Consider the following 12,314-nt stretch of genomic DNA (forward strand, 5'->3'; position numbering starts at 1 on the left):
CTATACTTACGAATTATTTTAAAAAATCTTTGATACAGCGATGATTTTTACGGTATGAGCTGGTTTCCTTCAGCTGTCCTAATATCTTGTCTGTTAGAACAAACCAAATATAAAGTAATTAACAACTATATTCATGAAACTGACTACAATATTTTTAGAAAATATTTACAAAACTCTTTAAAATTTAATTTACAATAATTGTAAAAAACTCGACCCATGGTTAATGGATCGAGTTTTAATTTCGATATTTTATTTCAGCTTATACAGCCTTTGAGTGTCATAAACTGAATTTTTTTGTCCCGAATGAATAATTACTCAACTGTCACCGATTTAGCTAAGTTACGTGGTTTATCCACATCACAACGACGGTGGAGTGCAGCATAGTAGCTGATTAACTGTAATGGCACTACCGATACAAGTGGCGTTAGGTATTCGTGAACATGTGGAATGACTAAGCGGTCTCCATCCTCATCGATACCAGCCATCGCAATAATACATGGATATGCACCACGCGCAGCAACTTCTTTCACATTACCACGGATGTTTAGCCCAACTGATGCTTGTGTAACAAGTGCAAACACTGGTGTTCCTTCTTCAATTAAAGCAATTGTTCCGTGTTTAAGCTCACCGCCAGCAAAGCCTTCTGCTTGGATATAAGAGATTTCCTTTAGCTTTAAGGCCCCTTCAAGGCTCACGTAGAAGTCCATATTACGACCAATAAAGAATGCATTACGCGCGATTTTTAAGTAGTCTTCTGCGATGTCTTCTAATACATCTTTTGAGTCAATCATTGTTTGGATACCGTTTGCGGCAATCGCAAGCTCTTGTTTTAAATCAAATTCTAAGCCTGTGCCATTTGCTTTTGCTGTTACGTATGCTGCTAAAGCAAGGACAGCAACTTGCGCCACATATGCTTTTGTAGAAGCTACCGCAATTTCTGGACCAGCATGTAATAACAATGTGTGGTCAGCTTCTCGTGATAGAGTTGAGCCAGGAACATTTGTAATCGTTAATGTTGGGTAGCCAAGCTCTTTAATTTTTACTAGTACCTGACGGCTGTCTGCTGTTTCACCTGATTGTGTAATAAAGATAAATAAAGGTCTTTCTGAAAGTAATGGCATATTATAGCCAAATTCACTAGAAATATGAACTTCTACTGGAATACCAGCCATTTTTTCGAAATATTGTTTACCAATAAGGCCTGCATGATAGCTTGTGCCCGCCGCAATAATATATAAACGATCTGCAGTTCGCAATGCTTCTAAGATTTCTGTATCTATTGTTAGATCGCCATTGTCACCCTCATACGCTTGAATAATTTTGCGAATGACTGTAGGCTGCTCATCCATTTCTTTTAACATATAATGAGGATATGTCCCTTTTTCAATGTCGCTCATATCAAGCTCTGCTGTATATGGTGCACGTTCCACTACAGAACCGTCTAGTTTTGTAATTTCAACGCTAGCCTTGTGTACAATGACAACCTCTTTGTCGTGAAGCTCTACATATTGATCTGTCACTTGCAGCATAGCCATTGCATCCGAAGCAACAACATTGAAGTCTTCACCAATTCCAACTAAAAGTGGGGATTTATTTTTCGCTACAAAGATTGTATCTGCAGCTTCTGCATCTAATAATGCAAGCGCATATGAACCATGTAGTAAAGATAATGTTTTACGGAAAGCATCTGCTGTGCATAAACCTTCCTTTACAAACAATTCTACTAATTGCACGATAACCTCTGTATCTGTATCAGATTTCATCGGAATGCCTTTTAAATACGTTTTTTGTAATAGATGATAGTTTTCAATTACCCCATTGTGCACAAGCGTAAAACGCCCCGATGCACTTTGATGAGGGTGAGCATTTAAGCGATTTGGTACACCATGTGTTGCCCAACGTGTATGACCAATACCAATTTTAGCAGCAACATCTTCATCTACTGCTCCTCTTAAGTCTGCGATACGTCCTTTTTCTTTAAAAACAGTTACGCCTTCTTCATTACGTACTGCAATACCTGCTGAATCATAACCACGGTATTCTAGTTTCTCTAAGCCTTTTAATAAAATTTCCTTTGCATCTGATTCACCAATATATCCTACAATTCCACACATAAATTCTCGTCCTCCGATATTGTCAATTTAACGCAATGACAAAGTAGACCTCATCTATCGAATTTTTAGAATGGACAGGCATGCTTTATTTTTATATAAAATAAAACACCCCCGTACATGCAATCAAATCATTCAGCCATCTGAATGGAGCATTCGATATGTGAAGTTTTCTACTATTCATCTATTGCTTTACAATACCTTCTCCATTTCCTGTACATTCAATCGCTCAAATGCTTTCAAAATGAAAAATGACAATCGGGTATGTCGATCGGGAGGTATCCGCCGAATTTTCGATAAACCTCCACCTCGTCTGCTGAAGATCCATTTCGTCCAATTTCTTCAGCTCAGGCGCTATAATTGTTTTCCGATTTTACGCTCTCTTTCCTCCTTTTGCGTTCGTTAAAGAACAAGGTCGGACCTCGTCCTCAACTTCTCCATCATACTCAATCATATGCTATCCGTCAAACTTTCGTTATAAAAAATACCTAGTACTCTTGCTTTTTCGTGACAAATATGTAAACAAACAATTGTTAGTGGAGGCGAATTTGTAGAGAATCTGAGCGAAATGCTCAAAGAAGGTTTAAAGGGGATCGTATTCGAAATCATTAATCGTTGCACAATTTATGGGTATAAAATTGTCAAACAACGTACGATTATGGACTTTGAGGGTATAGCAGAAGGCATCTTGATCTTGGTACAATCACAAATGCGCTCATCACATTATCCAAAAGATAGCGAAAGACACAAGCCAAAACAGCTTGTGCCCTTTTTTTTATTTACTAGCTAATAAATTTACTATTTCTCTATTAAAGGCAGGTAGGTCATCTGGTGTTCTACTTGTTACTAGTTGCTTTTGACAGACGAATACTTCTTCATCGTGGAATTTTGCCCCTGCATTTTCTAAATCTACTTGAATGGATTTATAACCCGTGGCGTCACGACCATTTAGTGTTTTTGCCGTAATTAGTAGCTGCGGTCCATGACAAATGGCAAAGGTAGGCTTCATATCATCCATAAAGGATTTTACAAACGCCACTACTCGACCATCGGCGCGTAAGATATCAGGAGAAAAACCACCAGGTATAAACAGTGCATCAAAATCATTGGCCTTTACTTCATCAATGCCTTTATCAATTTTTACTGTTTCCCCATGTTTTCCTTTTACTTCTTTTCCTGCCTCTGTATCAATTGTTACTAGCTGATGTCCAGCCGCTTCTAAAGCTTCTTTAGGACTTGTAAATTCACTATCCTCGAACATATCGGTAATAACTGTAGCAATTTTAGCCATATCTATCAAACACTCCTTGTTATTGTGACTCCCTTTTACTGTTCCCCATCTTTTCTATTTCAAACATCCATTTCAAACAAGAAAAACTCGATTTCCTAAAAACGGAAATCGAGTTCATATTCTTCATTTACTATTCTGTTAAGCCCATTTCTGCACGTACAACATCGGCAATACGCTCAACAAAACGCTCACAATCTGTTTCTGTAGCAGCTTCCACCATTACACGAACAAGTGGCTCAGTACCTGAAGGACGTACTAAGACACGACCATTCCCTGCCATTTCCGCTTCTACCTCTGCAATCACAGCGGCCACTTTCGTATTTTCAGTCACTGCATGCTTGTCTGTTACGCGAACATTGACAAGACGCTGAGGATAGATTTTCATTTCAGCAGCAAGCTCCGACAGCTTCTTACCTGTTGCTTTCATAATGTCGACAAGCTGAATACCTGTTAGTAGACCATCGCCTGTTGTATTAAAATCTAAGAAAACAATATGCCCTGATTGTTCGCCACCTAAATTGTAATCATTAGCACGCATTTCCTCTACAACATAACGATCTCCTACTGCCGTTTGTATACTTCGCATACCGTTATCTTCGACAGCCTTATAGAAGCCCATATTGCTCATAACAGTTGAGACAATTGTTTGCTTCTTTAAACGACCAACTGCATTTAAATACTTTCCAATAATAAACATAATTTGATCACCGTCAACAATTTTACCGTTTTCATCTACAGCAATTAAACGGTCACCGTCCCCATCAAATGCTAGACCAACATCTGCATTCTTTTCCAATACAAACTTAGCTAGTCCCTCAGGATGCGTTGAACCTACACCATCATTAATATTTAGACCAGTTGGAGAAGCACCCATTGTAGAAATGTCAGCCTCTAGATCCGCAAAAAGATGCGTCGCTAATGATGAGGTAGCACCATGTGCACAGTCTAATGCTACATGGATACCATCAAATTCTTCATCCACTGTTTGCTTTAAGTATTGAATATACTTTTGTCCACCCTCGAAATAGTCACTTACAGATCCTAAATCAGCCCCTATTGGACGTGGTAATGTATCCTCTTGAGCATCAAGTAAAATTTCAATTTCCTCTTCTTGTGCATCTGTTAGTTTAAAGCCATCTGGACCAAAGAATTTGATGCCATTGTCCGCTACTGGGTTATGCGAAGCTGAAATCATGACGCCTGCATCTGCGCTCATAATACGAGTAAGATATGCCACACCTGGAGTTGAAATAATTCCGAGTCGCATTACTTCTACCCCAATTGATAAGAGCCCAGCAACAAGTGCACCTTCCAGCATCTCGCCTGAAATACGTGTGTCACGACCAATTAAAACCTTAGGACGGTCAGTTGCATCCTTCGTTAACACATAGCCACCTATACGGCCAAGTTTAAATGCAAATTCCGGTGTTAGTTCACTATTGGCGACGCCACGGACGCCATCTGTTCCAAAATATTTACCCATTCTACTTATTCTCTCCTTCAATGCAAGACTGTGTCATATTCATCCATAGACACTTGTCCGCTTACTTTTGGAAAAGTCTGCTTTTGTTTATTCATTGGTAATTTTTAATAGTCCACTCAGTTAGTTTGTTTGGTGAATATATTGCGGTCTACCCACCCAAACAAACCCCGGTTAGATTTTTGATTTAGAATCAAAATAAAATTATAGTCAGATATTGTTTAAGAATCAATATCTTCCGTTTCATCGGTTGGCGTATTTTTATCAGTAGTAGTACTATCATCCTTCACATCAGTTTCTTCAGTTGGAGGTGGCGCTTCCTCTGTAGAAGCTGGTGTTTTCTGCTCTTCTTCCTTCTCTACTTTTGTAATATCTGCCTTCACTTTTATTTTCTTATCAGATATTTTTGTCACACCATCTGGTAATTTTACATCAATTTCATAAGTTTTTGACTCTGTAATTTTTGACAGGTCTACTGTTATTGGAATTTCTGTTAAACCATCAATAATAGATTTTCTGCCATATACTTTAATCATTTTTTGCGTAAATGTTAAAGAATTGATCGTTATATCATCCAATGCTTGCCCTGTTTCCCTCAAAACAACCGGGAGTTCTCGACTATATTCCCCAATATCTACTTGAACATTAACAGTATCAGGTTCAATTGTCACATCAAGTTTATTTAAGTCTCGATCTAATACTTTTACTGCCGCGTCCTGAGTGAAGGATTGCTTCAAGCCTGGCTCTCCAGCAACAGTTGCTTTTACATAGCTGATGCTTTCAATAGCACTTTTTGCACCTGTCACGTAAACAGTCGGTGGATCAGCTACCATATCCTTTAAAATATACCCTTCTTCTATTAGTCGAGTATTCATTTCAGGGTCCACTCGGAACTCTTTCGTGACCTTTTCCTCAATATTTACATGAATAGTTGCAGGGTCTAATGTAACCTTTAACTTATCAGAAATATTTTCGTATTGTAGCTTTACATCATGCTCGCCAATCAATAGATTACTTAAATCAACAAATACTGAGAAATCCTTTGTTGCTCTTGTTTTTATAACAACAGGCATTGGCCCTTTTATCTTCACATCTACTGTTTCAGGTAAACCTGTTACAATCAGATTCTCATTATCATAATAAACATCTACTGGCACATCACGAATAATATCAGTCTGTTCAGTGGTGGTTGTTGTATTGATTGGAGATAGCTCGGTACGAACTGAGAAAAAAAGCAAAAATGCTAAAAATAGCGCGATGATTCTTAATACCCAAGGGCTATCCATCATTTTATCCATTCTTTTTCCCCCTCCAAGTTAACTTAGAGGCTGCATTTGACTCTTGTGCTGATCCGAACCACATTTTTCGCAATAGTGTCTCGAACTCCTCTAGAGAAAGATTACGATGGAGATTACCATTCAACGTAATACTAATGGCGCCTGTTTCCTCTGAGACAACGATTGTAATTGCATCCGTAACTTCACTTAACCCAAGCGCAGCACGATGGCGTGTCCCTAACTCCTTTGAAATAAATGGACTTTCAGATAGAGGTAAATAACAAGCTGCCGCTGTAACTTTATCTCTTTGCATAATAACCGCCCCATCATGTAGTGGCGTATTCGGTATAAAGATATTAATTAGCAATTCTGAAGAAATTTCAGCATTTAGACCTATACCTGTTTCAATATATTCGTTAAGACCTGTTTCTTTTTCAATTGAAATTAACGCACCTATTCGACGTTTAGCCATATAACTTACAGATTTTTTCATAGCCTCTATAAGCCTTGTTTGCTCCTCGTCTTCTTGACTAGATGATCGTTGGAAAAGTTTACCTCTACCAATTTGTTCTAAGCCTCGTCTGATTTCAGGTTGGAAGATGATAATAATCGCTAAGAAACCAAATTCAATGACCTGCTGTAACATCCAGCCTAATGTTTGTAACCCTAAAAGGTCTGTTGCAATTCGTGCAATAATAATGACGAAAATTCCCTTAAGTAATTGGACAGCCTTCGTACCTTTAATGAGGGTTAAGACCTTATAAACAACGTACCAAACGAGCAGTACATCGATGAAGTTAATAACAATATTCACAGGCGTTAAATCTGTGAAATGTTCAATAATTTGCACGTGGCATCCCCCACTTTTCATTACGAATCCATACACATTCAAGTATAGCACATTCTTATCAAATGTAACTTTTTTCAAATAAAAAGTCTACTCAGAAGAGTAGACCTTTCAGCCTCTCACGTGCACTATTTTTTAGGACGTATAGAGTGTTATTTAGTTTCTTCCTTTTCATCAAATGTCATGGCTGATTTTACAGAGTTTTTAATTGTATACCATAACCATTCAAATACTTCGTCAATTTCTTCAATTCTCCCTGAAACTACCGCTGAAGATGCCATGTATTGCCCGTTTATGACTGTGACGTTACCATCAACTTCTCCTTCAACAACCAAATCGCCATTTTTCACAACAATATCGCCCTTTACAACTTCTCCTTCAGGTACGATAACCGTTTGACCATCCACAACTAAATTGGGCTGCTTGGTCACAGAGAAATGCTGGTCATCCATAAAGCTACCGAGCAAGGTAGCACTCATAAATAAACAAAATACTGCTGCTGCCACAAAAAGTGGATGTCGACGTATCCATTTTTGTATGCCTACTCGACTTTTTGGTTTTGGTAAACGAGCCATTACTGCTGCTTCAAAATCCGGAGGCGCTGTAATATGGGAAGCACTCTTCACAAAGGCGATTGTTTCACTCAATTCATGCATCAACTGTTTACAATCATTACATGTATGCAAGTGTTGCTTTAACTCTTGCTCATGCTCACGACTAATGTCACCGTCTAAATAATCATGCATATAATCAATAATATGCTCTGGACAAGTATTCATGACGCTCCCCCTCCTACAGATTGTTTAACTGCTTACGTAATGCCTCACGTCCGCGGTGAATTCTCGTTTTCACCGTTCCAAGCGGCATATCTAAAATCTCGCTAATCTCTTGCAACGATAACTCTTCTATATATTTCAATACTATAACCGAACGGTATTTATCCGGCAAACGTCCAATTTCGTATTGAATGCGATCTTGCAGCTCCATTTGCTCTAACTGCTCCTCTGGTAGCTGGTCGTCTGCTGCGATTTGTGAATACATATCAAGCCCTTCTGTACCAGCTACTTCTGCATCTAAATAATAATCCGGTTTCTTTTTCCGAATCCGATCTATACAGAGGTTTGTCGCTATGCGATAAAGCCACGTGGAAAACTTTCTTTTCTGATCAAAAGTATGCAAATTCATATATGCCCGAACAAAAGCTTCCTGAGCAATATCTTCAGATTCTTGTTTGTTACCTAACATTCGATAGCATACTTGGTACAGTTTGTGCTGATAGAGACTCACAATATCGGCAAATGCGTTTTGATCGCCTTTAAGCACTTGTTTTATTCTCTTATTTACTAACGCATCCATTGTGTTGACTTCTCCACCTTTACAACTGTCTTATACTATACGACCCATCAATAAGAAAAGTTTCGTTTTATTTCAATTATAGCAAAAGATTTTTATGCAATGTGGCAACAGGCAATTTTTTGAAAAATTTTCTTTAAACTAAAGTTTCTCCAAATAAAGATCCCATTAAAGCAACAGCTACATTTGCTGTTGTATTTTTCTCGTCTAATATCGGATTAACTTCTACAAACTCTGCTGAAGTTAACATTCCAGACTCTTGTAACATTTCCATCGCTAAATGACTTTCTCGATACGTAATTCCACCTGGCACTGGTGTTCCAACACCTGGTGTATAAAGAGGGTCAAGTCCATCTAAATCCAGCGATAGGTGTAAACCATCAACATCTCGCTCTTTTAAATAGGCAAGTGCATCTTCCATAACACGCGTCATGCCAAGTCGGTCAATTTCATGCATAGTGTATACTTTAATCCCTTGTTCACGAATCAAATCACGCTCACCAGGATCTACAGAACGAGCTCCGATAATAATAACGTTTTCTGGCTTAATTTTTTGCACATTATTACGAATTTGAACTAAACGTTCATGCCCAAGCCCAATACTAACTGCTAAAGGCATTCCATGTATGTTGCCTGAAGGTGTAGTTTCAGGTGTATTTAAATCTGCATGTGCATCATACCAAATAACACCTAGATTTTTATAATGTTCCGCTAATCCTGCAAGTGTCCCAATAGCAATACTATGGTCACCACCAAATACAAGTGGGAATTTTTTTTGTTCGACTACTTCATGTACGCTATTAGCTAAAGCCGTACTAACTTCTACTACTTCCTCTAAATTCAATAACTTTTCATCTACTGTCGCGTTTGCATGCTTTTGACTAACACGAATATCCCCTTGATCTTGTACCTCGTGTCCAATACTTGCTAAACGTTCAACAACGCCTGCATAACGAATAGCACTTGGTCCCATATCTACGCCTCGGCGTGTTTGTCCGTAATCTGTTGGTACTCCAATAATAGAAATATTAAGTTTATTCATGTTTTTATACCCCCTAAAAGTTATAAGACTATTGTAAAGCCTACTTACCACTTGGCTCAACCCAACATAAATACGCATATTTATTCATTTTCAAATAACATAAAAAAATCTCCTACTGTTTTCAGTAAGAGATTAGTTATCTGTATTTATTATATCACTTTTGAATATATTTTATTCTATAAAAGTGAGCCATGAAGGACTCGAACCTTCGACCCTCTGATTAAAAGTCAGATGCTCTACCAACTGAGCTAATGGCTCATAAAAGAAAAATGGCTGGGGTACTAGGATTCGAACCTAGGCATGACGGAATCAAAATCCGTTGCCTTACCGCTTGGCTATACCCCAATCATTTATAAAACTGGTGGAGGGGGACGGATTCGAACCGCCGAACCCTAAGGAGCGGATTTACAGTCCGCCGCGTTTAGCCACTTCGCTACCCCTCCGAAATAACACAAGAATAATGGTGGAGGATGACGGGCTCGAACCGCCGACCCTCTGCTTGTAAGGCAGATGCTCTCCCAGCTGAGCTAATCCTCCATAGAAACAGGTGTGTTATATCACAGTTTATTTTCATTTTAAAGCCTGTACATCATGATGATGTATTTTAAATGGTGACCCCTACGGGATTCGAACCCGTGTTACCGCCGTGAAAGGGCGGTGTCTTAACCACTTGACCAAGGGGCCCAACTTATGTCTCAAACAAGACAAGAATTATGATAACATTATTTCTACATTCTTGCAACACTTTTCTACATTTTTTTATGTATAAAGCCATCTTAAAAATGAGCAAAAAAATGGCTCCGAAGGCAGGACTCGAACCTGCGACAACCTGATTAACAGTCAGGTGCTACTACCAACTGAGCTACTTCGGAACAATACTATTCAAATCGGTCTTAGACAACCTCTTAAGTACATTTATTATTATAGCAAGCATTCTAAATAATGCAACATATTTGTGTAAAATATTATATTTTTTTGTCGAGAATTTCTTAAATAGTACTTAGAATGTATAATAGTTCTCTATTAAATCTAAAATTTCTATTTTGTGTATTAAATATTCTTGCTGTATATTATTGCAATTGTTAAAATAAAAATAGTTTTATGAATTTTCTATCATTTTAGGGGGAGGAATGTTCAAATGGTAATAGAGGATTTAATTGCACCGGATGTTTATAACATCACAGAGGAATTAGAAAAGTTTTCGCAAGATAGTGAACGCCAAGCTATACGTTGGTTAAATACACAACAAGAGAGACAAACCGTTACTTACGTAGAACTTGTTCAAAAAATGAATCAATACGCGAATGCCTTTACGAAGAAGGGGCTTCAAAAAGGAGATCGTGTATTAGTTATTATTCCTCGCCTACCTGAGGCCTATTTTGTTTTCCTAGGCTGTTTAAAAGCGGGTATTGTTCCTATTTCCTGTTCAGAGATGTTGCGCGCAAGTGATTTAGAGTATCGTATGGAGCATTCTTCTGCCAGTGCCGTTATCGCCTATGAAGTATTTACTAGTGAAGTAGACAAAATTTCGTCTTCTGTCGATGCTTTAAAAAACAAAATGGTCATCGGAACAGCTACAGGAGATTGGACTTCTTTAGATGAATTGGCTAGCTCTCAGCCAAATACATTTACGGCTGTTGCTACTAAACGCGATGACATGGCCTTCCTTTCTTATACTTCTGGAACAACAGGTAAGCCTAAAGGCGTCGTCCATTCTCATGGCTGGGGCTATGCACATATTCGAACAGCGGCTGCACAGTGGCTTTGTGTACGTGAAGGAGACTTAGTATGGGCAACTGCAGCTCCAGGCTGGCAAAAATGGATTTGGAGCCCGTTCCTATCTACTATTATGTTGGGAGCTACTGCCTTTGTTTATCATGGTGGATTTGATGCAAAAACATATCTTCAACTGTTGCAGGATGAAAAGGTTAATGTTCTTTGCTGCACCCCAACTGAGTATCGTATCATGGCGAAACTTGAGAATTTAAAAGACTATAATCTATCTTCTCTTCGTAGTGCTGTCTCTGCTGGTGAGCCATTAAATCGACCAGTCATTGAAACATTTAAGAATCACTTTGGTTTAAAAGTCCGCGATGGTTATGGTCAAACTGAAAATACATTACTCATTGGTACTTTGGAAAACACGGAGCTACGACCTGGTTCCATGGGTGTCCCAACTCCAGGTAATATTGTACGTATTATCGACAATGAAGGCAATGAGGCACCTGTTGGCGAGGTTGGCGATATTGCGATACACAAATCATCGCCAGCCTTGTTTAAAGAGTATTATCGTGAGCCTGAGCGCACACAAGCGGCATTCCGCGGTGAATGGTACATTACAGGTGATCAAGCAAAATGTGATGAAGATGGTTACTTCTGGTTTGAAGGTCGGGGCGATGATATTATTATTTCATCTGGTTATACGATTGGTCCATTTGAAGTGGAAGATGCCTTAAACAAACATGATGCTGTACAAGAGTGTGCTGTGGTAGCTGCTCCAGATGAAATTAGGGGGCATATTGTCAAAGCCTACGTAATCTTACGAGATGGCTATAAGGGACACAATGAAGAAGAACTAATCAAGGAGCTACAGGAGCATGTAAAAGCACTGACGGCTCCTTATAAATATCCTCGTAGTATTGTCTTTATCGATGAGTTACCAAAAACAACATCTGGGAAAATTCGTCGTATCGAACTACGAGCAGCAACTGTCTAAAATAGTAAGGAGGCATTTCATTCAAAGAAATGCCTCCTTACTTTATCTACTTTTTAGAATTTTAGACAGAAAAAAAGCCACTACTGAGTGTATCAGTAGCGACTTTTTGCGCCTAGCGATGTCCTACTCTCACAGGGGGAAGCCCCCAACTACCATCGGCGCTAAAGAGCTTAACTTCCGTGTTCGGTATGGGAACG

At 38.8% G+C, this 12,314-nt stretch carries 10 protein-coding genes, 6 tRNA genes and 1 rRNA gene; 2 read left to right on the top strand and 15 right to left on the bottom strand.

Translation table 11 applies throughout. The annotated features are described in order from the left end of the window. Nucleotides 1–311: 311 nt before the first annotated feature. Nucleotides 312–2,114 carry a glutamine--fructose-6-phosphate transaminase (isomerizing) gene (glmS, locus tag AC1Q6O_RS15715; RefSeq protein ID WP_008175521.1) on the bottom strand — a complete coding sequence of 601 codons (1,803 nt, stop codon included), beginning with the start codon at nucleotides 2,112–2,114 and terminating at the stop codon, nucleotides 312–314. Nucleotides 2,115–2,679: 565 nt separating this feature from the next. Here glmS and AC1Q6O_RS15720 point away from each other — a divergent pair. After that, a complete protein-coding gene (locus AC1Q6O_RS15720) occupies nucleotides 2,680–2,901 on the top strand; it encodes a hypothetical protein (RefSeq protein WP_008175524.1) in 222 nt (73 codons plus the stop codon). On the opposite strand, the gene AC1Q6O_RS15725 is transcribed toward AC1Q6O_RS15720, so the two are convergent. The 13 genes from AC1Q6O_RS15725 to AC1Q6O_RS15785 form a co-directional block, all read right to left on the bottom strand. Then, on the bottom strand, nucleotides 2,887–3,402 hold the full coding sequence (locus tag AC1Q6O_RS15725; protein ID WP_089987410.1) for a type 1 glutamine amidotransferase domain-containing protein: 516 nt from the start codon (nucleotides 3,400–3,402) through the stop codon (nucleotides 2,887–2,889). The two genes, AC1Q6O_RS15720 and AC1Q6O_RS15725, sit on opposite strands and share 15 nt — an antisense overlap. A 130-nt stretch (nucleotides 3,403–3,532) precedes the next feature. Then, nucleotides 3,533–4,885: a phosphoglucosamine mutase gene (gene glmM / locus AC1Q6O_RS15730; protein ID WP_090002165.1), complete on the bottom strand. Its 1,353-nt coding sequence runs from the start codon at nucleotides 4,883–4,885 to the stop codon at nucleotides 3,533–3,535. 218 nt (nucleotides 4,886–5,103) lie between these two features. Beyond that, complete coding sequence (locus tag AC1Q6O_RS15735; protein WP_008175531.1) at nucleotides 5,104–6,180, bottom strand: CdaR family protein; 1,077 nt, start codon at nucleotides 6,178–6,180, stop codon at nucleotides 5,104–5,106. Then, entirely contained in the window at nucleotides 6,173–7,009 is an 837-nt protein-coding gene (cdaA, locus tag AC1Q6O_RS15740; RefSeq protein WP_012296035.1) for a diadenylate cyclase CdaA, read from the bottom strand. The genes AC1Q6O_RS15735 and cdaA overlap by 8 nt, the downstream gene beginning before the upstream one ends. 149 nt (nucleotides 7,010–7,158) lie before the next feature. Next, nucleotides 7,159–7,785, bottom strand: coding sequence for an anti-sigma factor family protein (locus AC1Q6O_RS15745; RefSeq protein ID WP_008175536.1), 627 nt, complete (start codon nucleotides 7,783–7,785; stop codon nucleotides 7,159–7,161). Between the two features lie 13 nt (nucleotides 7,786–7,798). Further along, nucleotides 7,799–8,362, bottom strand: a complete 564-nt coding sequence (sigW, locus tag AC1Q6O_RS15750) for an RNA polymerase sigma factor SigW (RefSeq protein ID WP_004225410.1) — start codon at nucleotides 8,360–8,362, stop codon at nucleotides 7,799–7,801. 133 nt (nucleotides 8,363–8,495) lie between these two features. Next, nucleotides 8,496–9,401: an arginase gene (rocF, locus tag AC1Q6O_RS15755; RefSeq protein ID WP_492401683.1), complete on the bottom strand. Its 906-nt coding sequence runs from the start codon at nucleotides 9,399–9,401 to the stop codon at nucleotides 8,496–8,498. Nucleotides 9,402–9,586: 185 nt separating this feature from the next. Continuing rightward, nucleotides 9,587–9,659: transfer RNA gene (locus AC1Q6O_RS15760), tRNA-Lys, on the bottom strand. A gap of 12 nt (nucleotides 9,660–9,671) precedes the next feature. Then, a tRNA-Gln gene (locus AC1Q6O_RS15765) sits at nucleotides 9,672–9,746 on the bottom strand. A gap of 14 nt (nucleotides 9,747–9,760) precedes the next feature. Beyond that, a tRNA-Tyr gene (locus AC1Q6O_RS15770) sits at nucleotides 9,761–9,844 on the bottom strand. Between the two features lie 18 nt (nucleotides 9,845–9,862). After that, a tRNA-Val gene (locus tag AC1Q6O_RS15775) sits at nucleotides 9,863–9,938 on the bottom strand. A 72-nt stretch (nucleotides 9,939–10,010) separates the two neighbouring features. After that, nucleotides 10,011–10,085 (bottom strand) — tRNA-Glu (locus AC1Q6O_RS15780). Between the two features lie 111 nt (nucleotides 10,086–10,196). Next, a tRNA-Asn gene (locus AC1Q6O_RS15785) sits at nucleotides 10,197–10,273 on the bottom strand. A 266-nt stretch (nucleotides 10,274–10,539) separates the two neighbouring features. Between AC1Q6O_RS15785 and mbcS the strand changes: the two genes are divergently transcribed. Then, nucleotides 10,540–12,117 carry an acyl-CoA synthetase MbcS gene (gene mbcS, locus AC1Q6O_RS15790; RefSeq protein ID WP_089987407.1) on the top strand — a complete coding sequence of 526 codons (1,578 nt, stop codon included), beginning with the start codon at nucleotides 10,540–10,542 and terminating at the stop codon, nucleotides 12,115–12,117. A 110-nt stretch (nucleotides 12,118–12,227) separates the two neighbouring features. Here the strand turns inward: mbcS and rrf are convergent. After that, nucleotides 12,228–12,314: ribosomal RNA gene (rrf, locus tag AC1Q6O_RS15795) — 5S ribosomal RNA — on the bottom strand; the annotation flags it as partial.

The sequence above is a fragment of the Lysinibacillus sp. GW823-FHT06C08 genome (assembly GCF_058795135.1).

What these genes read in the sequence shown, in the direction of transcription:
- glmS (WP_008175521.1), bottom strand. Translation starts at nt 2,114, where the DNA reads ATGTGTGGAATTGTAGGATATATTGGTGAATCAGATGCAAAGGAAATT.
- AC1Q6O_RS15720 (WP_008175524.1), top strand. Translation starts at nt 2,680, where the DNA reads ATGCTCAAAGAAGGTTTAAAGGGGATCGTATTCGAAATCATTAATCGT.
- AC1Q6O_RS15725 (WP_089987410.1), bottom strand. Translation starts at nt 3,402, where the DNA reads ATGGCTAAAATTGCTACAGTTATTACCGATATGTTCGAGGATAGTGAA.
- glmM (WP_090002165.1), bottom strand. Translation starts at nt 4,885, where the DNA reads ATGGGTAAATATTTTGGAACAGATGGCGTCCGTGGCGTCGCCAATAGT.
- AC1Q6O_RS15735 (WP_008175531.1), bottom strand. Translation starts at nt 6,180, where the DNA reads ATGGATAAAATGATGGATAGCCCTTGGGTATTAAGAATCATCGCGCTA.
- AC1Q6O_RS15745 (WP_008175536.1), bottom strand. Translation starts at nt 7,785, where the DNA reads ATGAATACTTGTCCAGAGCATATTATTGATTATATGCATGATTATTTA.
- sigW (WP_004225410.1), bottom strand. Translation starts at nt 8,362, where the DNA reads ATGGATGCGTTAGTAAATAAGAGAATAAAACAAGTGCTTAAAGGCGAT.
- rocF (WP_492401683.1), bottom strand. Translation starts at nt 9,401, where the DNA reads ATGAATAAACTTAATATTTCTATTATTGGAGTACCAACAGATTACGGA.
- mbcS (WP_089987407.1), top strand. Translation starts at nt 10,540, where the DNA reads ATGGTAATAGAGGATTTAATTGCACCGGATGTTTATAACATCACAGAG.